Annotated in this window: 26 protein-coding genes; 7 read left to right on the top strand and 19 right to left on the bottom strand. The window is 37.0% G+C overall.

Annotated elements, in window-relative coordinates:
• Positions 1-22 precede the first annotated feature (22 nt).
• Both O1Q79_RS00490 and O1Q79_RS00485 read left to right on the top strand, forming a co-directional pair.
• Positions 23-661 (top strand): bifunctional 4-hydroxy-2-oxoglutarate aldolase/2-dehydro-3-deoxy-phosphogluconate aldolase, encoded by a 639-nt coding sequence (locus O1Q79_RS00490; protein WP_386692435.1) that lies wholly within the window; start codon positions 23-25, stop codon positions 659-661.
• Positions 662-777: 116 nt separating this feature from the next.
• Positions 778-921: a hypothetical protein gene (locus tag O1Q79_RS00485; protein ID WP_386692434.1), complete on the top strand. Its 144-nt coding sequence runs from the start codon at positions 778-780 to the stop codon at positions 919-921.
• Positions 922-1071: 150 nt separating this feature from the next.
• On the opposite strand, the gene O1Q79_RS00480 is transcribed toward O1Q79_RS00485, so the two are convergent.
• From O1Q79_RS00480 to kduD, 5 genes are read right to left on the bottom strand one after another with little or no spacing between them, the layout of a single operon-like run.
• On the bottom strand, positions 1072-2370 hold the full coding sequence (locus tag O1Q79_RS00480) for a TRAP transporter large permease (protein ID WP_386693311.1): 1299 nt from the start codon (positions 2368-2370) through the stop codon (positions 1072-1074).
• A gap of 16 nt (positions 2371-2386) precedes the next feature.
• On the bottom strand, positions 2387-2872 hold the full coding sequence (locus O1Q79_RS00475; protein ID WP_386692433.1) for a TRAP transporter small permease: 486 nt from the start codon (positions 2870-2872) through the stop codon (positions 2387-2389).
• Between the two features lie 55 nt (positions 2873-2927).
• Positions 2928-3917: a TRAP transporter substrate-binding protein gene (locus tag O1Q79_RS00470; protein ID WP_386692432.1), complete on the bottom strand. Its 990-nt coding sequence runs from the start codon at positions 3915-3917 to the stop codon at positions 2928-2930.
• Between the two features lie 39 nt (positions 3918-3956).
• The gene (gene kduI, locus O1Q79_RS00465) at positions 3957-4796 is read right to left on the bottom strand and encodes a 5-dehydro-4-deoxy-D-glucuronate isomerase (RefSeq protein WP_386692431.1); all 840 of its coding nucleotides are present in this window, start codon (positions 4794-4796) and stop codon (positions 3957-3959) included.
• A 30-nt stretch (positions 4797-4826) separates the two neighbouring features.
• Complete coding sequence (kduD, locus tag O1Q79_RS00460; RefSeq protein ID WP_386692430.1) at positions 4827-5582, bottom strand: 2-dehydro-3-deoxy-D-gluconate 5-dehydrogenase KduD; 756 nt, start codon at positions 5580-5582, stop codon at positions 4827-4829.
• Between the two features lie 262 nt (positions 5583-5844).
• Between kduD and O1Q79_RS00455 the strand changes: the two genes are divergently transcribed.
• The 3 genes from O1Q79_RS00455 to kdgR all read left to right on the top strand — a co-directional run bounded on the left by O1Q79_RS00455 (position 5845) and on the right by kdgR (position 7363).
• Positions 5845-5982: a transposase gene (locus tag O1Q79_RS00455; RefSeq protein ID WP_386692429.1), complete on the top strand. Its 138-nt coding sequence runs from the start codon at positions 5845-5847 to the stop codon at positions 5980-5982.
• A 314-nt stretch (positions 5983-6296) separates the two neighbouring features.
• Positions 6297-6434: a hypothetical protein gene (locus tag O1Q79_RS00450; RefSeq protein WP_386692428.1), complete on the top strand. Its 138-nt coding sequence runs from the start codon at positions 6297-6299 to the stop codon at positions 6432-6434.
• A 146-nt stretch (positions 6435-6580) separates the two neighbouring features.
• Positions 6581-7363 (top strand): DNA-binding transcriptional regulator KdgR, encoded by a 783-nt coding sequence (gene kdgR / locus O1Q79_RS00445; RefSeq protein ID WP_386692427.1) that lies wholly within the window; start codon positions 6581-6583, stop codon positions 7361-7363.
• Between the two features lie 307 nt (positions 7364-7670).
• Here kdgR and mnmA read toward each other — a convergent pair whose 3' ends face one another.
• From mnmA to O1Q79_RS00395, 10 genes are all read right to left on the bottom strand, one after another.
• Positions 7671-8822: a tRNA 2-thiouridine(34) synthase MnmA gene (mnmA, locus tag O1Q79_RS00440; RefSeq protein ID WP_386692426.1), complete on the bottom strand. Its 1152-nt coding sequence runs from the start codon at positions 8820-8822 to the stop codon at positions 7671-7673.
• A gap of 122 nt (positions 8823-8944) precedes the next feature.
• Positions 8945-9187: a (Na+)-NQR maturation NqrM gene (gene nqrM, locus O1Q79_RS00435; protein WP_386689278.1), complete on the bottom strand. Its 243-nt coding sequence runs from the start codon at positions 9185-9187 to the stop codon at positions 8945-8947.
• A 9-nt stretch (positions 9188-9196) separates the two neighbouring features.
• Positions 9197-10234: an FAD:protein FMN transferase gene (locus tag O1Q79_RS00430; RefSeq protein ID WP_386692424.1), complete on the bottom strand. Its 1038-nt coding sequence runs from the start codon at positions 10232-10234 to the stop codon at positions 9197-9199.
• A gap of 204 nt (positions 10235-10438) precedes the next feature.
• Positions 10439-11668 carry an NADH:ubiquinone reductase (Na(+)-transporting) subunit F gene (gene nqrF / locus O1Q79_RS00425; protein ID WP_386692423.1) on the bottom strand — a complete coding sequence of 410 codons (1230 nt, stop codon included), beginning with the start codon at positions 11666-11668 and terminating at the stop codon, positions 10439-10441.
• Positions 11669-11678: 10 nt separating this feature from the next.
• Positions 11679-12275, bottom strand: coding sequence for an NADH:ubiquinone reductase (Na(+)-transporting) subunit E (nqrE, locus tag O1Q79_RS00420; RefSeq protein ID WP_386689284.1), 597 nt, complete (start codon positions 12273-12275; stop codon positions 11679-11681).
• A 1-nt stretch (position 12276) separates the two neighbouring features.
• Positions 12277-12900, bottom strand: coding sequence for an NADH:ubiquinone reductase (Na(+)-transporting) subunit D (locus O1Q79_RS00415; protein ID WP_386689286.1), 624 nt, complete (start codon positions 12898-12900; stop codon positions 12277-12279).
• Positions 12900-13673 (bottom strand): Na(+)-translocating NADH-quinone reductase subunit C, encoded by a 774-nt coding sequence (locus O1Q79_RS00410; protein ID WP_386692422.1) that lies wholly within the window; start codon positions 13671-13673, stop codon positions 12900-12902. The genes O1Q79_RS00415 and O1Q79_RS00410 overlap by 1 nt, the downstream gene beginning before the upstream one ends.
• Positions 13666-14901, bottom strand: coding sequence for an NADH:ubiquinone reductase (Na(+)-transporting) subunit B (locus O1Q79_RS00405; protein ID WP_386692421.1), 1236 nt, complete (start codon positions 14899-14901; stop codon positions 13666-13668). Before O1Q79_RS00405 ends, O1Q79_RS00410 begins: the two co-directional genes overlap by 8 nt.
• A 2-nt stretch (positions 14902-14903) precedes the next feature.
• Entirely contained in the window at positions 14904-16235 is a 1332-nt protein-coding gene (locus O1Q79_RS00400; protein ID WP_386692420.1) for a Na(+)-translocating NADH-quinone reductase subunit A, read from the bottom strand.
• A 284-nt stretch (positions 16236-16519) separates the two neighbouring features.
• On the bottom strand, positions 16520-16831 hold the full coding sequence (locus tag O1Q79_RS00395; RefSeq protein ID WP_386692419.1) for a BolA family protein: 312 nt from the start codon (positions 16829-16831) through the stop codon (positions 16520-16522).
• 102 nt (positions 16832-16933) lie between these two features.
• Between O1Q79_RS00395 and O1Q79_RS00390 the strand changes: the two genes are divergently transcribed.
• The gene (locus O1Q79_RS00390) at positions 16934-17533 is read left to right on the top strand and encodes a YajG family lipoprotein (RefSeq protein WP_386692417.1); all 600 of its coding nucleotides are present in this window, start codon (positions 16934-16936) and stop codon (positions 17531-17533) included.
• A 66-nt stretch (positions 17534-17599) separates the two neighbouring features.
• On the opposite strand, the gene apaH is transcribed toward O1Q79_RS00390, so the two are convergent.
• The 4 genes from apaH to pyrR all read right to left on the bottom strand — a co-directional run bounded on the left by apaH (position 17600) and on the right by pyrR (position 20911).
• The gene (gene apaH / locus O1Q79_RS00385) at positions 17600-18424 is read right to left on the bottom strand and encodes a bis(5'-nucleosyl)-tetraphosphatase (symmetrical) ApaH (protein ID WP_386692416.1); all 825 of its coding nucleotides are present in this window, start codon (positions 18422-18424) and stop codon (positions 17600-17602) included.
• 8 nt (positions 18425-18432) lie between these two features.
• Entirely contained in the window at positions 18433-19293 is an 861-nt protein-coding gene (gene rsmA / locus O1Q79_RS00380; RefSeq protein ID WP_386692415.1) for a 16S rRNA (adenine(1518)-N(6)/adenine(1519)-N(6))-dimethyltransferase RsmA, read from the bottom strand.
• 63 nt (positions 19294-19356) lie between these two features.
• On the bottom strand, positions 19357-20304 hold the full coding sequence (locus O1Q79_RS00375) for a peptidylprolyl isomerase (protein WP_386692414.1): 948 nt from the start codon (positions 20302-20304) through the stop codon (positions 19357-19359).
• A gap of 70 nt (positions 20305-20374) precedes the next feature.
• Positions 20375-20911 (bottom strand): bifunctional pyr operon transcriptional regulator/uracil phosphoribosyltransferase PyrR, encoded by a 537-nt coding sequence (pyrR, locus tag O1Q79_RS00370; protein ID WP_386689304.1) that lies wholly within the window; start codon positions 20909-20911, stop codon positions 20375-20377.
• A 137-nt stretch (positions 20912-21048) separates the two neighbouring features.
• Between pyrR and rdgB the strand changes: the two genes are divergently transcribed.
• Positions 21049-21648: an RdgB/HAM1 family non-canonical purine NTP pyrophosphatase gene (gene rdgB / locus O1Q79_RS00365; protein ID WP_386692413.1), complete on the top strand. Its 600-nt coding sequence runs from the start codon at positions 21049-21051 to the stop codon at positions 21646-21648.
• Positions 21649-21651 lie beyond the last annotated feature (3 nt).

Raw genomic sequence — 21651 nt, 5'->3', positions numbered from 1 at the left:
CCACTTTAATTAAGGAAACACTATGGCTTACACAACCGAACAACTGATTGAAAAATTAAAAACCTTAAAAGTCGTCCCTGTTATCGCAGTAGATGATGCACAAGATATCTTACCCTTAGTTAAGACTTTGTCTGACAACGGCTTGCCAGTGGCTGAAATCACATTTCGCTCAGCCGCTGCTGAAGAATCCATTCGTCTTGTCCGTCAACATTATCCAGATGTGTTAATTCTAGCAGGTACCGTGCTGACAGCAGAACAAGTGGTCGCTGCCAAAAACGCTGGAGCAGATGCGATCGTCACACCAGGATTTAACCCCAAAATTGTGCAACTTTGCCAAGATTTAGGCTTGCCAATCACCCCAGGGGTGAATAATCCGATGTCCATTGAAGCGACATTAGAGCTTGGCATCACCGCAGTAAAATTCTTCCCAGCGGAAGCCAGTGGCGGGGTGAAAATGATTAAAGCCTTGCTAGGCCCTTACGGCAATTTGCAAATTATGCCAACAGGGGGAATTTCTACTACCAATATTAAAGATTATCTCGCCATTCCAAATGTGGTCGCTTGTGGTGGATCTTGGTTTGTAGAAAAAGCCTTGATCAAGCAGAAAAAGTGGGATGAAATTGGGCGCTTGACGAGAGAGGCTGTGGAATTGGTGAAATAATGACTGAAATTGCGGTGAAAAAATAGAGAAATTTTTCACCGCGGTTTTTTCTAAATTTCTAGCCTTGTCAAAATCCCAGTAGAGGCCTAACATGGCGTTTACTCACATGGAGATATATGCAACCAAAATGGCTTGAACGTTTAGTAATTTTTAATAAAACATTAGCTCATTTACAGGAAGCCACGTCCAGCACGATATCTGCTTCCCAATCACCAATGCGAGAACATTCATTTGCTTCTTTAGGCCGTTCTGTTAAATGATGGCTAATGGGAATTACACCACGATAAACCTTATTATAACTAATTAAATATTCACTCTTTTCTAGCTTCAAACGATTTCGGATGTATTCTGATGATCATTATGAGTCCAAGAATTTACTTTTCACCAATTCAAGCATAATAAATTACTAATTATACTAATCCCATTAATTTAGGAACAAACATTGAAATCGATGGTATATAAGTAACTAACATTAATACAATAAAAATTATAGCAAAAAAAGGAAGTAACATTTTTATAACATCTTCAATTTCAATATTTGCAACTTTACATCCAGTAAACAGAATTGGACCTACAGGTGGCGTTATTGTACCTAAGGAAAGATTAAATACTAAAAGTATGCCAAAATGTACAGGATCCATTCCTAAACTCATACAAATAGGTAAAAATATAGGTGTAAAAATTAAAACTGCTGGGGTTGGATCCATAAATGTTCCAACAAATAATAATACAACATTAATAATTAATAAGATCAAAATTGGATTTTCTGTTATAGATAATAGGCTATTTGCAATAATAGAGGGTATTTGAGCAAATGCCATTACCCAGGACATTATAGATGATGTTGCTAACATAAAAATCACAATTGCTGACATTTTGGCCGTATCTAAAAATATTTTTGGTAGTTGTTTCAGTGATAAGTTTCTATAACAAAAACTTAAAAATAATGAATATACTACCGCAATTGCTGATGCCTCTGTTGCAGTAAAAATTCCTCCTAATATCCCACCAATAACAATAAAAATTAATGATAAACTAGGAAGCGCATCCAATAATACTTTACAACTTTCTTTGAATGTTATGGTATTTTTATGGGTATATCCTTGTTTTTTTGCAATAAATCCAGCCACTAGCATTACGCCAACACCCCATAATATCCCAGGTATATAACCAGCCATAAAAAGGGCCGATACCGATACGCTTCCAGCTACTGTTGCATAGACTATAAGTGTATTGCTTGGTGGAATTAACATACCGGTTGGAGCTGACGCAATATTTACTGCAGCACTAAATTTAGGATCATAGCCTTCTTTATTTTGTATTGGGGACATAATGCCACCAACAGCAGCTGCAGAAGCCACACCTGAGCCACTGATTGAACCAAATAGCATATTAGCCACGGTATTAGTTTGAGCCAATGAACCAGGAAAACTACCGCTAATAATTTTTGATACATTAATTAATCTTAAAGCTATTCCCCCTCTATTCATAATATTTCCAGCTAGGATAAAAAAAGGAATTGCTAATAATGCAAAGGAATCTAACCCAACAAAAATACGTTGAGACGATGTCACTATAGCTCCTGAAAAAGGAAGAATTACAAGCATAGCTGCAAATGAAGATATTCCGACGCTAATACTAATCGGCGTGCCTATGACTAAAAAAAACACTGTACCTATTAGCATAACGAGAGCTGCAATAGTTGCCATATCCATAATAAACTCCTTATTGTTGTAACTCTTTTAATTTCTTTAATAAAATTGTTTCATTATAAATAAAATAGAAAATCATTATGATACCTGCTATTGGTATGGCACTATAAATAATACCAACTGGCAATTGCAGTGATGAGTCCATTTGTAACATTTGACGCAAAGTAATACTGTATCCACCTAATATCATTATGGTAAATGTAAATATTGCGATAATAAACTCAGATAACATATCAAGATATATTTGGACTTTATTAGATAATTTTTGTTTTAAAAAAGATATTGACATATGCTCTCTTAAGCCAAAAACATAGGCTCCACCAAATAGAACTAGCCAAATAAATAAATATCTAGATAATATCTCACTTACAGAACTAGGTTGATCAAAAACATATCTTGTAATAACCTGATATGTTACAAGAATACACATAAGCAGAACTATTAATATACATAAATATTCCATTGTTTTATCAACAAATTTCTTTATGTTATTAAACATAATAATCTCCTTAATAAAAATCCAGAATATATAAATATCCTGGATTAATATGAAATTAATTTAAAGAAATAATCTTATTGTATAACTCTTTTTGAGAGCCATTAATAATTAAATCACTTTGTAGTGTGTTACAACTATCTTGAAATGGTTTGATATCTACTTCTACAAACTCTGCACCTTTATCTTTCGCAAATTGCTCAGCCACTACAACCTGTTCCCGCCACAACTGATATTCTTTATTAATACTATCTTTTACTAAACGTTTTAGTGTCGCTTGATCATTTGGGGACATACTAGACAAAAATTGCTCACTAACAACTAAAAGATCTGGAACCATTAAATGTTTTGTTCGAGAATAATATGGAGCAACTTCATATTGTTTTAAATCCATATATGTAATTTCATTATTTTCAGCACCATCTAAAACTCCCTGCTGAATAGCTGTATATACTTCGCCTTGATTCATTGGAACCCCTGTGCCTCCCATACAAGATAACATTTTTGTCATCGTATCAGATTGCATTACTCGAATTTTCTTTCCTTTCAAATCCGAAATTGAATTAACAGGAGATTTTTTTGTGTATATACTACGAGCACCTGCTGTATATGCTCCTAGAACCTCAAATCCAAATTTTTTTGTTGATGAAAATAATTCATTTAGTACATTTCCTGTAAATACTTTTTCTTGATGCTCTAAAGAATTATAAATATAAGGTAAACCAATAACAGAAAACGTTTTATCATAATTTTCAACTAAGGGATTAGCAACTATTGCCATTTGGATAGCACCATTCTGAACTAATTCTAAAGAAGCTCTTTGATTCCCTAATAATTCATTAGGATAAACATTTAATTTATAGCGACCATCTGTTTCTTTAGAGAGATTTTCACTTAAATATTGTAATGCTTTATATTGTGGATGTTTATCCGACTGATTAAACGCAACTTTTAATTCTGTTGCAGCATTAGCTGTTAATGTTAAACATAATCCGCCCATAATTACTGCTGATTGGAATAACTTATTTAATAATTTAATATTAAACATAATAATCTCCTTAATTGATCTCATATTGGTATTAGAAAGTTATTTAATTTCATTCATATCTATAAAATCCATATCATCATAAGTTTGGTTTTCTCCAGCCATTCCCCATACAAAACTATAATTTTGAGTGCCACAACCAGAATGAATAGACCAACTTGGTGAAAATACGGCTTGTTTATCTCTAAGAACTATATGTCTAGTTTCTGAAGGTTCTCCCATAAAATGGAATACAACTTGTGAAGGCTTTATATTAAAATATAGATAAATTTCCATTCTTCTTACATGGGTATGGGCCGGCATAGTATTCCAAACACTCCCAGATTCTAAATGAGTAACACCTAAACACAATTGACATGTACGAACTACATCTGGATGAATGTATTGATAAATAGTTCTCGCATTAGCATTTTCTTGAGATCCTAATTTAATGACTTTTGCATCACTTTGTTTAATTAATTGATTATCATATTTATGATGAGCAGGGCTACTTAAACAATATAAATAATTATTTTCAGAATCAGTCAGAGACAGAAATTCAATAGATTCAGTTTCTTTAGATAAATATAAAGCATCTAAATGTTCTAAAATATAACTACCACCTTTATATCTAACCTCTACTTTCTCACCTAAATTTACTATCCCCAACTCTCTACGCTCAAGAAAATAATTTGTACCAAATTGTTTTTTATCTATAAAATCATCTAACTTTAATGTTTCTTTATTTGGTATAACACCAATAGCAACCAATCTATCTATATGACTATAAACTACATTAATTGAACCTTTTTCAAATAAATTTGGACATAAATATTCTTCACGCAAACGAGTTGTATCATATCCTTTAGAATCTAACGGATGAATATTATGGTAAATTTTCATAGCAATCTCCTATATAAATTAATCTCAAAATTATCTTGCTAACCATCCACCATCAACAGCTATTGTATAGCCATTAATATAATCTGATGCGGGTGAAGCTAAGAACACGCAAGGGCCACCTACATCATCTGGAGTTCCCCATCTTCCAGCAGGAATACGATCTAAAATTTCTTGACTACGCTCAAGATCAGCCCTTAATGCTGCTGTATTGTTTGTCGCCATATAACCAGGTGCTATTGCATTAATATTAATATTAAACTTAGCCCATTCATTAGCCATTGCCCGAGTAATTCCCATTACTGCACTTTTTGATGCAGTATAAGATGGGACTCTAATTCCTCCTTGGAAAGATAACATTGACGCAATATTGATGATTTTCCCACCAGTTCCTTGTTTAATAAATTGTTTAGCTAAAGCTTGAGAAAAAAAGAAAACTGTTTTTAAATTAATATTAATAACATCGTCCCAATTTTGTTCAGTGAACTCAATAGCATCTTCACGTCTAATAATTCCAGCATTATTGACTAATATATCTATTTGTTTAAAAGTTGATAACGCCTTATCTAATATAAAAGGTATATTTTCTTGATGCATAAGATTGGTTTCAATATTGATAAATTTCTGACCTAAAGACTCAATCATTTTTCTAGTATCAGCTGGTTCAATAAGATTTACACCAACAATATTGCACCCCGCTCTTGCTAAAGCTACAGCCATTCCTTGTCCAAGACCTGTATCACATCCAGTAACAATTGCTGTTTTACCTTTTAAATCAAAGTTATTCATATCCAAATTCCTCTATCTTGGTAGTTGTAATAAGTGCTCTAAATACCACTTGATGCTCTTAAATTATCATGATAGAAACATCATGTCAAACAAATTAAAACACATTTCTATTAAAAATGAAACATTGTTTTATATAAAATAAGTCGGTATTTCATAAAAAATAGTGACTATCTAATAAATTTTAGGATAAACTATGTAGTGATACACTAATCTAGCAGTCCTCAATAAGTGGTAAAATAACAACACTTAATGTGGAAAAATCATGAATAACAGAAGGAAAAGAAGAATATTTAGCCCTGAGTTTAAAGTTGAAGAGGTAAAACTCGTTACTGAACTAGAATATTCAATTGCGCAGGCTTGCAAAGAATTAGATCTCGGTGAAACAGCTCTGCGTCGTTGAATAGAACAGGTTGAAGCAGAAAGTCACGGTTATTATTAGCTGAAGCTAAACCGCTATAGCCTGAGCAACATCGGATCTGTGAGCTAGAAAATCGGATTCAGATTCTTGAAGAGAACAAAGAAATTCTAAAAAAGGCTACTGCAATTTTAATGTCAAAATCGAAGACAACACTACCAAGCGATCCAAACGTTAAAATCGCATGGCATAAAACGGCTTTGTGCGTTATTTGATGTGTCTGAGCGTGTGTATTACGTTCAGTTGAAATAAGCAAAAAAGCCACCAAAATACACCGCACTTAAGGTAAAATCAACGCTATGTTCAAACAAAGTCGTGGTTCAATAGGGAAACGTTCAATTCGCAGTAAATTAAGCGAAGAAGATATTCATGTGGGGTTGCTAATTCGTAACCGGATGAATAAGCTAGGATTATTTAGTAAACAACCACCTAAATGACGTAATTGAGATAAAGAAAATAGTCATCATTTTGAGAATTTATTGAAACGAAAATTTGTCCCAGATACCGATAAGACAGTGTTGTATAGCGATACAACCTATAAAAAAAAAGCAATTGGCTACTTACAGTTACTAAAGGAGTTATCATGAATAAACTAGAGTCTGTTACCTCAGTTTTAAAAGTATTTATGTTATTAGAAACATTAGCAGAACAAAAAAATATTGGGATTACTGAATTAGCACAAAAATTAATGATGCCTAAAAGCACAGCCTATCGCTTTTTACAAACTATGATTAATTTAGGCTACGTAAGACAAGAAGAGAGTGATAAATATACCTTAACGTTAAAACTATTTGAGATTGGTGCTAAAGCATTAGAATATACAGATCTTATCGCCTTAGCAGATAAAGAAATGACATATATAGCTCAAGCAACAAATGAAACATTACATTTAGGTATTTTAGAAAATGATGAAATTATTTATCTTCATAAAATAGATTCTACTTATAGCTTAAGAATGCATTCAAGGGTTGGAAGAAAAAATCCATCATACAGCACAGCTTTAGGGAAAGTTCTTTTATCAGATTATAGTGATACTGCCGTTAAAGATATTCTTAAAAATACTGAATTTATTTCTTATACAAATAATACATTACAAAATATAGATGAATTATTAGAAGAATTAGCTAAAGTGAGAAAAGAGCACTATGCTGAAGATAATGAGGAACAAGAGCCCGGACTAAAATGTATTGCTGTACCTATTTACAATAGATTGGGAAATATTATTGCAGGGATATCAATATCATTTCCGATGATAAGATTTAAGAAAGAAAACCTTCCAGCTCTAGTTAAGTTATTAGAACAAGCTGGAAAAAATGTTTCAGAACAATTAGGATATCACAGTTATCCTACAATATACGTTCCCTAGATAGCTAATGATTTTCGAAGACCCTATCCCCTATTTTGTGTAAACACCAATTTCACTTAAAGGTGATCGTTTAAACGTTCATCAAATTCTAATACAAAATGGGGCAATACGGTTCGCCAATTTCGGATCAGCATATATCATCAGAAGCGAAGGATCCTTTTGATAAACAAACAAATTATTAAAGCCTTGATTAAGCAGAAAAAGTGGGATGAGATTGGGCGGTTGACGAAGGAAGTCGTAGAGTTGGTAAAATAATAGTTTGGATTGCGGTGAAAAATATTTGTTTTTTTCACCGCGGTTTTATTGATTATTTGATCTGTGTTTCAATCACCCCACCTCCCAGACAAATTTCTCCTTGATAAAATACCGCACTTTGTCCTGGGGTGACGGCAATTTGTGGCTCGTCAAATATCACACGAATATTATCATCGTTGATGGGGATAATTTCGCAAGGAATATCGCTTTGACGATAGCGAGTTTTAACTGTGCAACGTAACGGTTGGCGGATAGGTTGGCGATCTACCCAATGTAGTTGGCTGGCGGTTAAACCTACGGAAAGCAAGGCGGAATTATCATGTCCTTGAGCCACGATTAATACATTGTTAATTAAGTCTTTTTCAACCACGTAGAAAGGATTTTCGCTTAATCCTTGTACACCGCCAATTCCTAAGCCTTTGCGTTGTCCTAAGGTGTGATACATTAACCCATCGTGATGACCGACTAACTTACCTTCCACTGTACGAATTTCACCAGGTTGAGCAGGCAAATAACGAGCTAAGAAATCTTTGAATTTGCGTTCGCCGATAAAACAAATGCCAGTAGAATCTTTTTTCTTCGCGGTGACTAAGCCGAGATCTCCCGCTATGGCTCGTACAATCGGTTTTTCAATATCACCAACAGGGAAAAGGCTTTGTCCGACTTGTTGATAGCTTAAGGTATAAAGGAAATAGCTTTGATCTTTATTGCTATCTAAACCACGTAATAATTGAGCATGCTCATCATTACCTGAACGGCGAACATAATGCCCTGTAGCGATATAATCTGCACCTAGGTCTTCTGCCGCATATTCTAAAAAGGCTTTGAATTTAATTTCTTTGTTGCACAAAATATCAGGATTTGGCGTGCGACCAGCTTTATATTCACTTAAGAAATGTTCAAATACATTGTCCCAATATTCCGCTGCAAAATTGATTTTATGTAAGTGAATACCTAGTTTATCGCAAACTGCTTGTGCATCGGCTAGATCGGCTGCAGCAGTACAGTAGTCGGTATCATCATCTTCTTCCCAGTTTTTCATAAACAAGCCTTCCACTTGGTAGCCTTGTTGTTGTAGGATAAAGGCAGATACGGAAGAATCTACGCCACCTGACATCCCCACAATGACTTTTTTGCTTTGGTTGTGGGCGAGTTGATCGGCGGTGAGGGTTGGAAAATGATGGTTGTAGGTGGTTGATTGCATAACTTCGTTCTCTTCCCCCATACTCACGTATGGGGTTAAACATGGTGACGCTACTTGTAGCTGGTCTAAAGATGCAGAGCATCATGATTTGCGTATCCCCGTATGCTAATACGGAGCAGTAATTATTTCACTTCATAAAAGGCAGGTTTAGCAAACCGTTCTAACTCTTTCGGATCTGCTTCCCCCTTGGCGACCTTGTCTTTTAGATTATCACAAGGCTCATCACAGTCACAAACTTTTTTCATACCTAACGATGAAATACCCCCACAGCTCCCTTGAATGGATTTACGTTTGACAATATAACCCAATGCCATGCCGAAAATCACTAAAATAAAAATGCCAAAGGTGACTAAAAAAACTTGCATAATATTTCCTTATTTATTTTGTTCCATGAAAAGTGCGGTGAATTTTGATGACATTTTTGTTTCAAAACCTTTCTCTGTTTTGATAATCATGTAAATGGCAATGCCTTGTTGTTCTGCAATGGTAAGGGCTTTTTCTTCACCTAATACAAATAATCCTGTGGACAAGCCATCAGCAGTCATTGCGGACGGGTGTAATACGGTAATAGAGGCTAATTTATGTTGCACAGGGTAGCCTGTTTTCGGATCGATTTCGTGATTATAGCGAATGCCATTTTGTTCAAAATAATTACGGTAATCTCCTGATGTTGCCATGCCGAGATCTTTTAAGCCAACAATTTTTTGTACGGAACGAGAACCATCAAAATTGGGTTGTTCAATGGCAATTTGCCAATCTTTATGTTCTGCATTTTTGCCTTTGGCTCGGATTTCACCACCAATTTCCACTAAATAATTTTGCGTGCCGATTGTTTCAAGATAATCCGCCACTTGATCTACGCCATAACCTTTGGCAATGGAAGATAAATCTACATAAAGCTGAGGAATGCTTTTTTCTAAACTATATTTATCGCCATTATGATTTAATTTTAATTTATCAATCCCTACGATAGCCAAACGTTCATTGAGTTGCTGTTGGCTAGGTTGTTGGTCTAAACGTTTTTCTGGACCAAATCCCCATAAATTGACTAAAGGTCCAACCGTAACATCTAATGCTCCGTCTGTTAATTTGTTTAAACGTAAGGACTCGGCGATTACGTTGCCTAATTCAGGGGAAATTTCAATCGCCTGATTAATCTGGGTATTTTGGTTAAAGCGACTTAATTCTGAGGTCGGAATATAGGTGGACATTTGATCGTTCACTTTTTTCAACATCACTTCAATTTGTTCATGAGCCTGTTCTGCTTTTTGGCTTACCTTGCCGTCATCAATATATTTGATGTGGTAGGTGGTTCCCATGGTTTTGCCTGTTAGAGTAATGATTTCAGGTTGTTTACCACAAGCAACAAGGAAAAGGCTTAGGGTTAGGGTGAATAGGTGTTTTAGTTTCATATTTTTGATTTAATATAACGTCAATGCTTTATTATTTTATGAAAATGGTTAAAGCGGTTAGAAAACCTGACCGCTTAATTAGCCCCCCATCCCCCTTCGGGGACTTCCCCCCGCAAGCAGAGGGAAGAAAAAGTGTTTTAAATATTTCGCTCCCCCTGTTTACGGGGGGAGCTGCCCGTAGGGTTGTGGGGGGCAAAACGTCAATTAACCACCGAAATCATCTAACAAGATGTTTTCATCTTCAACGCCTAAATCTTTCAGCATTTTGATCACAGCAGCATTCATCACTGGTGGTCCACACATATAGTATTCACAATCTTCTGGTGCTTCGTGATTTTTCAAGTAGTTTTCATAAAGTACGTTGTGAATAAAGCCAGTGTAACCTGTCCAGTTATCTTCTGGTAACGCATCTGATAAGGCAATATGCCATTCAAAGTTGTCGTTTTCACGAGCCAACATATCGAAATCTTCTTCATAGAAAATTTCACGTTTTGAACGAGCACCATACCAGAATGACATTTTACGTTTACTGTGTAAGCGTTTTAATTGGTCAAAGATATGGGAACGCATTGGTGCCATACCAGCACCACCACCGATAAATACCATTTCATTATCGGTTTCTTTAGCAAAGAATTCACCAAATGGACCTGAAATCGTGACTTTATCACCTGGTTTTAATGACCAAATATAAGATGACATTTGACCTGGCGGCACGTCTGGGTTACGTGGTGGCGGTGTGGCGATACGTACGTTAAGCATAATAATGCCTTTTTCTTCAGGATAAGATGCCATAGAGTAAGCACGAATAATATGCTCATCGACTTTTGACACATAACGCCATAAATTATATTTATCCCAATCTTCATGATATTCTTCTGGAATATCGAAGTCTTTGTATGCCACAGTATGAGGTTCAGCTTCAATCTGAATATACCCACCTGCACGGAATGGCACTTCTTCACCTTCAGGGATTGCCAATTTAAGTTCTTTGATGAAAGTGGCTTTGTTATCGTTAGAAATAACGGTACATTCCCATTTTTTCACGCCAAAGATTTCTTCTGGTAATTCAATATCCATTGAGGATTTGACGTTTACCTGACAAGATAAGCGATAACCTTCTTTGGCTTCACGTTTGGTAATATGAGAAAGTTCGGTTGGAAGAATTTCACCACCACCTGATTTCACTTTTACCACACATTGACCGCAAGAACCACCGCCACCACAAGCGGAGGAAACGAAGATCCCCTTACTGGCTAAAGCACCTAACAATTTACCCCCTGCTGGCAAGGTGATCGCTTTGGCAGGATCATCATTGATCGAGATGGTAATATCGCCTGAGTCCACTAATTTAGATTTGGCAAATAGAATGACCACCGCAAGCACCAATACAAGGGCGGTAAAAATGCCGATACCGAAAATAAAATTACTATCCACGATATGCTCCTTATAATTGAATGCCTGAGAATGACATAAAGCCTAACGCCATTAAGCCTACGGTGATAAAGGTAATACCTAAACCACGTAAACCTGCTGGTACATCAGCATATTTCATTTTTTCGGTTAAGCCTGCAAGAGCCACGATAGCCAACATCCAGCCAGTGCCAGCACCGATACCGTACACCACAGATTCCGGGAAGTTGTATTCACGTTGTACCATAAAGGATACACCGCCGAAAATGGCACAGTTTACCGTGATTAATGGTAAGAAGATCCCTAACGCACTGTAAAGTGTTGGGAAAAATTTATCTAATACCATTTCAAGAATTTGTACTAATGCAGCAATCACCCCGATAAAGGTGATGAAGTTTAAGAAAGTTAAATCCACCCCTTCCACTAATGCCCCATCTTTTAAGATGTGGGTAAACACTAATTGGTTGGCTGGCACGGCAATGCCCAATACTACGATAACGGCAATTCCTAAACCAAAGGCAGTTGAAACTTTCTTTGATACTGCAAGGAATGTACACATACCAAGGAAGAAAGAAAGTGCCATATTTTCAATAAATACGGACTTTACAAATAGACTTAAATAATGTTCCATTTTATTTCTCCACTTGCTCAGGTTTCCAAGTTCTTAAACCCCAAATCAGGAAACCGATAATAAAGAATGCACTTGGTGCTAATAGGAATAAACCATTGGTTTGATACCAGCCACCATCATTGATGGTTTGGAATATGGTTATCCCGAATAATTTACCTGAACCAATTAATTCACGTAAAAATGCTACAGTAACTAAGATTGCACCGTAACCTAAACCGTTACCGATACCATCTACGAAACTTTCTAATGGAGCTGATTTCATCGCAAAGGCTTCCGCACGCCCCATTACGATACAGTTGGTGATAATCAAGCCAACGAATACCGAAAGTTGTTTGGATAAATCATAGGCATAAGCTCGTAAAATTTGGTCAACCAAAATTACTAAAGATGCAATGATCGCCATTTGCACGATAATACGAATGCTATTTGGAATATAGTTACGGATAAGAGAAATAAATAAACTTGAAAAAGCCGTTACTAAACTTACCGCAATCGCCATGACTACCGCAGTTTGTAATTGGGTCGTTACTGCCAATGCAGAACAGATCCCTAAGATTTGTAATGCAATCGGGTTGCTATCAGCGATAGGTGATAACAACAATTTTTTAAGATTAGAACTTGCCATTAGTTTGCCCCCATTGCTGCTTTGAATTTGGTTAAATATGGACCAAAACCATTTGGACCGAACCAGTATTTAATCGAACCATCTACACCGTTAGATGTTAAGGTTGCACCTGATAAGGCATCTACACCATGTTCCACATCAGCTGAACCTCCTTTATGCACACCTAAAGCAACTTCACCTTGTTCGTTGAAGATTTTTTTATGTTCAAATTTTTTCTGCCAAAGTGGATTGGCGATTTCACCACCAAGACCAGCGGTTTCCCCCTGTTCATAGTAAGTAATCCCTTTCACGGTATTGGCATCGGTTGCCACAGAAACAAAACCATACATCACAGACCATAAACCATTACCATACATTGGTAACACCACTTGGGTGGTTTTGCCTGCTTCATCTTTAACTAAATAAACTTCTGCATATTTAGCCCGCACTTTGATGTGTGCTTTATCGTCTGCTGGTGCAATAGCTATGCTGGTTTTTGGATCTTTCGCAGCGGCTTTGGCATCAAAATTATTAATACCCTCTACATAGTCGCCAGTAGCTAAATCCACGATTTTAGGTTCAATAGATTTTGCATAGACTTCTTGGATATTAATGTTTGGTTGTATTAAACCAGCGGCTTGTAAAATATTTTTTTGTTTATCAAGCTGTTTCTGCACATCTTGGGCTGGTTTGAGCAATACCGCAGCACCAGCCACCACAAGAGAACAGATCAAACTTAACAGTACGACAACGGTTAATGTGCCGCCTACGCTATCTTTATTAAATTTAGACATTGCGAACTCTCCGACGTTTGATATTTGCTTGAACCACTAGGTAGTCAAACAATGGAGCAAATAAGTTAGCGAATAAAATAGCCAACATCATACCTTCGGGATAAGCAGGGTTGACGACTCGAATTAATACTGCCATAAAGCCGATTAACGCACCGTACCACCATTTACCTTTTTCAGTAAATGATGCTGAAACAGGGTCGGTTGCCATAAAGATCATACCGATGGCGAATCCACCTAACACTAAGTGCCAGTGCCAAGGCATTGAGAACATTGCATTGGTCGAAGAACCGATTAGATTAAAGGCTGTCGCTGTAATCACCATACCTAAGAAAGTACCAGCAATAATACGCCAAGAAGCAATACGAGCGAATAAGATAATTAACCCGCCGATAATCAAGGCAAGGGTTGATACTTCACCCATTGAACCAGGGATATTGCCTAAAAATGCATCCATCCACGTGATAGGTTGACCAGTGGAAATGTGTTTTAATGCCGCTTCACCACCTTGCGCCCATTGAGAAAGAGCGGTTGCACCAGAGAAACCATCCGCTGCAGTCCAAACTGCATCACCTGAAATTTGGGCTGGGTAAGCGAAGAATAGGAATGCACGACCAGCAAGGGCAGGGTTCATAAAGTTTTTACCTACACCGCCGAATACTTCTTTCGCTACTACTAAACCGAAAGTAATCCCTAAAGCCGCTTGCCATAATGGTAAGGTTGGTGGAACAACTAAAGCAAACAGAATTGTTGTTACGAATAAACCTTCATTAACTTCGTGACCACGAACTACCGCAAAGGCAACTTCAATAGCCGAACCTAACAAGAAAACAGTTAGGTAAATTGGTAGGAAAAACACCGCACCTAATGCCATTTTACTGCCGATACCAGCATCTAAAGAAACATCTAAACCTAACCACTGAACAATCACATAGTGCCAGTCATGGGCAGCTGACGCATCAACAGTTGTAGCAAGACTTGCAATCGCCTGAATAGATTGATGACCTACGTTATACATACCGTAGAATACGGCTGGGAACAATGCTAACCACACAGTGATCATCATACGTTTTGAATCAATCGCATCACGCACGTGAGTACCGTTCTTTGTTACCGTACCTGGTGTGTAAAGCAAGGTAAACATAGCCTCAAATACAGGATAAAGTTTAGCAAATTTACCACCTGGTAGGAATGCGGGTTCCATTTTTTCAAAAAGATGTTTTAAACCCATTTTTAACCTTCCTTCTCGATTTTTTCTAATGCTTGACGCAATAACACACCATAATCGGTTTTACCTGGACAAACATAGGTACAAAGGGCTAAATCTTCTTCATCTAACTCTAAGCAACCTAATGCTTGTGCTGAATCCGTATCACCAGCGGCTAAATCACGTAATAATAAGGTGGGTAAAATATCCAACGGCATCACACGTTCATAAGAACCAATTGGTACCATGGCACGGTCGCCACCATTAACTGCGGTGGTAAAATTGAATAATTTACGGCTAAAGTGACCTAATACGGTACGAGTAATGGAATATTTACCTGGTTGCGGCGTGATCCAACCCATAAATTCTTTTTCGTCACCTTCGGCTAACACCGACACTTGCAAGGCATAACGACCTAAATAATCGTGTGGACCTTGTGCAGTTGCACCATGTAATACAGAACCAGAAATAACACGGTTATTACCACTGTTTAATTCATTTGCTGTAAGTTGTGATAGATTTGCACCTAGACAAGTACGGACTAAACGTGGTTTTTTCACTTGTGGACCCGCCAAAGAAACCACTCGGTCAGTAAATAATTCACCAGTGGTAAACAATTTACCAATCGCAATCACATCTTGATAGTTTAAATGCCACACGTGTTTAGTGAAACTGACGGGATCGATGAAATGAATATGTGTACCCACTAAACCTGCTGGATGAGCCCCTTTCACATCATGAACAAGGGTGGTGCTAGCACTTGGTAATGTTACATCAGCAGCTTTCACCAGATTAATTTTATTGTGTAAACGACCTAACACAGTTAAACCATTAGTAAAATCATCTGTATATTGTTCAATAATCACTGCAGGATCAGCAGCTAATGGATTGGTGTCCATGGCATTCACAAAAATAGATGATGGTACGGCATCTACCGCAGGAATTTTGCTAAATGGACGAGTACGAAATGCTGTCCATAAGCCTGAAGATTGTAAATTCTGACGAACGTCTTGTTCGCTTAATTGGTTTAACGCTGAAACGTCGTATTTAGAGAAAGTTTCTTGTTCATTACCTTCTAGAGTAATTACTACAGATTGTAATACACGCTTGGCACCACGATTAATCGCAGTTACAGTACCACTTGCAGGAGCAGTGAAAACGACGCCCGGATTTTTTTTATCTTCAAAAAGTACCTGACCTTTTTTCACCGCATCACCTTCACGTACCTTCATTGAAGGACGCATACCCACATACTCTTCGCCAAGCATAGCAACTTCTGTCACGGTGTTGCCGTCACGGATTACTTGTTCTGGTTTTCCTGCAATAGGAAGATCCAAGCCTTTTTTAATCGTAATCATTATTTGCACTACTTTTCGTTAGGGTTGAAAATTAAGTCACTATTTAAAATAGCAAAAACATTTTAAATAATGACCGCACTTTGAGCGATAACATAGAAAGGAATAAAAATAGTCCCCCTAGAAATCATAAAAATAAAAACTCAAATTCGGTGTTGTTGTTCATTAAAAAACAATAATAACAAAGTATTTTAACTAAAATCCGACCGTTCTTCCAGTTTAACTGTATTTTTTTATGTATTTTTGTTAAAAAAAGGTGAAAATATTTTAAATATACCTTAGTAGAGTTATAGTCCTCCCCCCACACAGTTCGGTGATTTAGGATAGTTACCTTGTAAATTTTGCCATTCTGGCAAAGTGTAAGTATGCAGAGCCAAAGCATGAATACCGTTGGCTAGATCTTCGACAAATAGTTGATAAATTAAACGATGTCTAGCAACTTGACGAATACCATTAAATTTGTCGCTGACTAACACAATTTTAAAATGTGAATTTGCCCCTTTTCCTGAACTGTGCATATAGCTTTCATTTTCAATCTTCACAAAGTGCGGTTGAAATTCTGCAATTAAACGTTTTTCTAATTCTTGTTGTTTTGACATAGATGATTTCCTAACATAAAATTTTTGCATAGAAAGGCTATACATTATTGACGAAGTTTGCAAGAATATAACCATATAAATTTTGACATTAAAGGATCAATCATGAAGTTAAGTAAAACAATCTCATTGGCTACATTAGTGGCAAGTACAATTTTATTGGTAGGCTGCTCCAACACCCCGAGCAATACATTAAGTTTCAATCCACAATCTCCAACAGCAACGACAGCATTTAATGCACAAAATCAAAAAGCGATTGTCAATGTGGTGAGTAAAGATGGACGTAGCCAACCTGAAATCTCAAGCTACACAATGAATAGTGCATTATTTAAATTGTATTCTTCTCCAGCAGTAGAAAAATTATTTCAACAAGTGATTCAACAAGATTTGAACGCAAAAGGTTTTCGTTTAGCCGACAGTGGCGTAAATACGAATGTACTAGTGACGGTAAAAGATTTTTATGCGAAAGTGGAAGAGGGTAATATTCGCCATAAAATTACCTCTAAAGTTCAGCTAGAAGTTCACGTTCAAGGGTTTAAAGGTAACTTTACTAAGAACTTTGGTGCAAGCCGTGTTGATGAAGGTGCATTGGGGGTGAATAATGATGATATTCAAAAATCCTTAGATGCAACGTTGAAAGATGTGGTTTCAGCATTATATAAAGACACTGAAATTGCAGGTGCAATTAGTCGTTATGTAAATTAATCTCGTTACTAACTCTCTAACTGCGGTGAAAAAAATTCATTTTTTTCACCGCGGTTTTGTTCATTTCTAGTCAATCGTGGCATTCAAGCTCGTTTGCACAAAATACCGCTGATCTTCCCAACGTAACAACGTCATTCGATTACCCCATGCACAACCTGTATCTAAGGCATAAATATTACTCGGTGTCGGTGTGTCCACAAGGCTTGCCCAATGTCCAAAAATAATATTTTCGGTTTGGAATAATGGGTTATCGCATTGATACCATGCCATTAATTCGGTTGGAGCTTGATCTAACGGCACTTTACAATCAAAATCCAAACGATGATCCGCATAGCAAAAACGCATACGGGTGAACACATTAATAATGTAACGTAAACGATCAATACCCGTTAATTCAGACGACCAACGATTAGGGTGGCTATCATACATTTGTTTGAGTAAATCCGCATAGTGGTCGGATTGTAAAACCGCTTCGACTTGCTTGGCACATTGTTGAGCTGTGCTTAAATCCCAGTCAGGTGAAATGCCAGCGTGAACAAGGGTAAAATTCAATTTTTCATGGTGAATAAACAAGGGTTGATGACGTAGCCAATCCATTAATTCAGCAAAATCAGGGGCGGCAAAGATGGCATCTACTTTATCTCGAGCTTTGACTTTTTTAATACCCAGTGCGGTGGAAAGTAAATGTAAATCATGATTGCCTAATACCGTATGACCACGTTGCCCTAAAGATTTAGCAAAGCGTAAACATTCAAGGGATTTATCACCACGAGCAACCAGATCACCGGTGAAATAAAGTTCATCTTGCGTGGCATCAAATTGAACTTGTTCTAACAAAAGTTGCAATTCATCATAGCAACCGTGTAAGTCGCCGACAATGTAAGTTGACATCTACGCTCCTAGTCATCAATATCGGAAATTTCCGTTTTATCTTCTGCAGGTGGATTATCATATAACCAGTTGGCTAATCTGGCATAATCCGCAATAGTCAAATTTTCTGCACGAGCATTTAAATCCACCCCAAGTGCGGTGAGATTTTCCGCAGAAAATAGCGTTGATAAGGCATTACGCAAGGTTTTACGGCGTTGATTAAAGGCTTGACTGGTCACACGATTTAACCAATACAGATCTTTCACTGGATTTGGCAAAATCTGATGGGGAATTAACCGTACCACTGCGGAATCCACTTTCGGTGCGGGTTTAAATGCCGTTGGTGGAACGTCTAATACGGGCATGACTTGGCAAAAATATTGTGCCATAATCGTCAGCCGTCCATAAGCCTTGCTATTGGGGGCTGCACACAAGCGTTTGACCACTTCTTTTTGTAACATAAAGTGCATGTCTTGGATTTTGTCGTGGAATTTGAATAGGTGAAACATTAACGGTGTCGAGATATTGTAGGGTAAATTACCAAATACCCGTAATTTTTGCCCTTTCTCCGCCAGTTTTTCATCATCATACAATTTGCCAAAATCAAATTGCATGGCATCGGTTTCAATCACCTTTAATTTTTGATGTAAAAAAGGATGATGACGTAAGCGTTCTGCTAGATCTCGGTCTAATTCGACTACGGTTAACTGATCTACTTGCTCACCGACAGGTTCGGTTAATGCCCCTAAGCCAGGTCCAATTTCCACCAGATATTGATCTTTTTGCGGATAAATCGCAGATACAATGCCTTGAATCACATTGTCATCATGTAAAAAGTTTTGCCCGAAACGTTTTCGAGCGATATGTCCTAAATGTCGTTTTGAATTCATACTGTATGTATTATGTAAGGTAAAAAATAAAAAGGTGGGCGATTGCCCACCTGAGAAAATGGTTTATTTAACAAGATATTGAATATCCGCCCCTTTACGCAAGGCTTTTACCCAGTCTTTGGATTCTTCTTGTAATTGCTGATTTACTAGCGTTTCATACGCTTTTTGATGGAACATATTTTCACTGGCTTTACCTTGTTTTGTATCGGTAACTTCCAAAATATGCCAACCAAATTCAGTTTTAAATGGTGCAGTAATGGCACCTCTTTTCGCATTTGCTACTTGTTTGGCAAATTCAGGTACATAATTATCAGCTGGAGCAAAACCTAAATCACCGCCATTGGCACCTGATAAATAGTCTTTTGAATAATCTTTAGCAGCACTCTCAAAGGTGGTTTTACCTGAAGCAATATCGGTACGAATTTTGTTTAACTCTGCTTTTGCTTGCTCATCATTCAATAATGGAGTTAGTTTTAACAAAATATGACGCACTCTGTAATGTGTTGTGGTTAAGGCTTGTTGATTACTACTGTTTTTCGCCTGTTCCCACATTTGATGACTCAAGGCTTCTACTTGTTCACGGCTGACATCAATATATTTACCAATAGTACGATTACGTACTTCTGACATTAAAATCTGATTAGCAATATTATTACGGAATTGTTGTAATGAAATACCTTGGTAATCTAACGCATCTAATAATTGACCGTAGGTTAAGCCATTTTGTGCCGCAATATGACGCACGATTTGATCGACTTGAGCAGAGTTCACTTTAACGCCTGATTCTTTAATGGCTTTTTGTACCAACATATCATCAATAATGTTATCTAATGCTTTAGTACGATTACTTTCAGTATTTGCTTTACCACCTAATGCTTTTCTAACTTGACTTTCTAAAATAGGTGTACCATCAATGGTCGCTACTACTTGTTCAACTGCTTGTACATTGATCGAAATCACTAATGCACTGATCGCAATTAAGAAAATTGATTTTAAAGAATGAAGTTTCATATTTATCCGTTAATAAAAGTTAATTAAATACAACCTGTTAGATTACAGGTGGCACAAAAAGTTCCGCTATCTATTGTGACAGTAAAGCCACATTGTAGCAACTATCAAATTTCATGGTACGTACTTGTATCTTTTCATTACGGCTGGTAGGTACATTTTTGCCTACATAGTCCGCTCGAATCGGTAATTCACGGTGTCCACGATCTACAAAAATCACTAATTCGACTTTAGATGCTCGCCCAAAATCTACCAAAGCGTCAAGTGCTGCCCGAATTGTCCGACCTGTAAATAATACATCATCTACTAAGATTACCGTTTTATTTTGTATATTAATATAATCAGAAGATCCTTTATATACGGGGATATGGCTTGGTTCGGCATATTCTAAATCATCACGATAAAAAGTGATATCTAAATCAAATGAGGGGATTTCTTGTTGAGTTAACTCATTAATTTTACGTTTAATAAGAGCTGCAATTTCTGCACCGCGACGTTTAATTCCCACGATAATTAATTGATCTAAATCAGCGTGCTTTTCGATAATTTCATGCGAAATACGAGAAATGGTTCGCATAAATTGGTCTTCATCAATAATGATTTTTTCCATAAAAAATCCTTGCTTTCAAGCGGGCAAATTAAATTAGCGTTACTATAGCAAAAATTCAAACAAAAATGACCGCACTTTGATGAAAAAATCTTTATAATATGAAAAAATCCACAGAGCATAATAAAATTGGAGAGAAAATGAAACAAAAAGTCGTACTTGCAACAGGTAATCAAGGCAAAGTCAAGGAAATGTCAGATGTTCTGGCGGATTTTGGTTTTGACGTGATAGCTCAAACGGATTTAGGTATTGAAAGTCCCGAAGAAACGGGTTTAACGTTTGTGGAAAATGCCTTATTAAAAGCCCGTTATGCGGCTAAACTATCAGGCTTGCCAGCGATAGCGGACGATAGCGGATTAGTGGTTGCCGCATTAAATGGTGAACCTGGGTTATATTCTGCCCGTTATGCGGGAGCTGAGGGTGAAAATGCGGAAGCATTAAATCGCAAAAAATTATTACAAAAATTAGCAGATGTCCCCACCGCACAACGTCAAGCCAAATTCGTCAGTTGCATTGTGTTATTACAACACGAAACCGATCCAAGCCCCATTATTGCGGAGGGGGAATGTTGCGGGCAAATTGATTTTGTAGAAAAAGGATCAAACGGTTTTGGCTATGACAGCTTATTTTTTAGCCCAGAAAAAAATTGTACTTTTGCGGAATTAGATCCCGCTGAGAAGAAAAAAATCTCCCATCGAGCCAAGGCTTTAGCCGTATTAAAAATGAAATTACAAAAATAAGGA

The sequence above is a fragment of the Lonepinella sp. MS14434 genome (assembly GCF_042468235.1).
Lineage (GTDB): Bacteria > Pseudomonadota > Gammaproteobacteria > Enterobacterales > Pasteurellaceae > Lonepinella.
This window is presented reverse-complemented; position numbering and strand designations above follow the sequence as displayed.

Excerpts from the sequence above, each read along its gene's own strand:
- O1Q79_RS00390 (WP_386692417.1), top strand. The coding sequence starts at position 16,934 with ATGAAGTTAAGTAAAACAATCTCATTGGCTACATTAGTGGCAAGTACA.
- nqrE (WP_386689284.1), bottom strand. The coding sequence starts at position 12,275 with ATGGAACATTATTTAAGTCTATTTGTAAAGTCCGTATTTATTGAAAAT.
- O1Q79_RS00485 (WP_386692434.1), top strand. The coding sequence starts at position 778 with ATGCAACCAAAATGGCTTGAACGTTTAGTAATTTTTAATAAAACATTA.
- kdgR (WP_386692427.1), top strand. The coding sequence starts at position 6,581 with ATGAATAAACTAGAGTCTGTTACCTCAGTTTTAAAAGTATTTATGTTA.
- O1Q79_RS00410 (WP_386692422.1), bottom strand. The coding sequence starts at position 13,673 with ATGTCTAAATTTAATAAAGATAGCGTAGGCGGCACATTAACCGTTGTC.
- O1Q79_RS00430 (WP_386692424.1), bottom strand. The coding sequence starts at position 10,234 with ATGAAACTAAAACACCTATTCACCCTAACCCTAAGCCTTTTCCTTGTT.
- pyrR (WP_386689304.1), bottom strand. The coding sequence starts at position 20,911 with ATGGAAAAAATCATTATTGATGAAGACCAATTTATGCGAACCATTTCT.
- O1Q79_RS00475 (WP_386692433.1), bottom strand. The coding sequence starts at position 2,872 with ATGTTTAATAACATAAAGAAATTTGTTGATAAAACAATGGAATATTTA.
- O1Q79_RS00375 (WP_386692414.1), bottom strand. The coding sequence starts at position 20,304 with ATGAAACTTCATTCTTTAAAATCAATTTTCTTAATTGCGATCAGTGCA.
- O1Q79_RS00405 (WP_386692421.1), bottom strand. The coding sequence starts at position 14,901 with ATGGGTTTAAAACATCTTTTTGAAAAAATGGAACCCGCATTCCTACCA.
- kduD (WP_386692430.1), bottom strand. The coding sequence starts at position 5,582 with ATGAATAACTTTGATTTAAAAGGTAAAACAGCAATTGTTACTGGATGT.
- O1Q79_RS00480 (WP_386693311.1), bottom strand. The coding sequence starts at position 2,370 with ATGGCAACTATTGCAGCTCTCGTTATGCTAATAGGTACAGTGTTTTTT.
- O1Q79_RS00395 (WP_386692419.1), bottom strand. The coding sequence starts at position 16,831 with ATGTCAAAACAACAAGAATTAGAAAAACGTTTAATTGCAGAATTTCAA.
- kduI (WP_386692431.1), bottom strand. The coding sequence starts at position 4,796 with ATGAAAATTTACCATAATATTCATCCGTTAGATTCTAAAGGATATGAT.
- apaH (WP_386692416.1), bottom strand. The coding sequence starts at position 18,424 with ATGTCAACTTACATTGTCGGCGACTTACACGGTTGCTATGATGAATTG.
- mnmA (WP_386692426.1), bottom strand. The coding sequence starts at position 8,822 with ATGCAATCAACCACCTACAACCATCATTTTCCAACCCTCACCGCCGAT.
- O1Q79_RS00415 (WP_386689286.1), bottom strand. The coding sequence starts at position 12,900 with ATGGCAAGTTCTAATCTTAAAAAATTGTTGTTATCACCTATCGCTGAT.
- O1Q79_RS00455 (WP_386692429.1), top strand. The coding sequence starts at position 5,845 with ATGAATAACAGAAGGAAAAGAAGAATATTTAGCCCTGAGTTTAAAGTT.
- O1Q79_RS00490 (WP_386692435.1), top strand. The coding sequence starts at position 23 with ATGGCTTACACAACCGAACAACTGATTGAAAAATTAAAAACCTTAAAA.
- nqrM (WP_386689278.1), bottom strand. The coding sequence starts at position 9,187 with ATGCAAGTTTTTTTAGTCACCTTTGGCATTTTTATTTTAGTGATTTTC.
- rdgB (WP_386692413.1), top strand. The coding sequence starts at position 21,049 with ATGAAACAAAAAGTCGTACTTGCAACAGGTAATCAAGGCAAAGTCAAG.
- O1Q79_RS00450 (WP_386692428.1), top strand. The coding sequence starts at position 6,297 with ATGTTCAAACAAAGTCGTGGTTCAATAGGGAAACGTTCAATTCGCAGT.
- O1Q79_RS00400 (WP_386692420.1), bottom strand. The coding sequence starts at position 16,235 with ATGATTACGATTAAAAAAGGCTTGGATCTTCCTATTGCAGGAAAACCA.
- O1Q79_RS00470 (WP_386692432.1), bottom strand. The coding sequence starts at position 3,917 with ATGTTTAATATTAAATTATTAAATAAGTTATTCCAATCAGCAGTAATT.
- rsmA (WP_386692415.1), bottom strand. The coding sequence starts at position 19,293 with ATGAATTCAAAACGACATTTAGGACATATCGCTCGAAAACGTTTCGGG.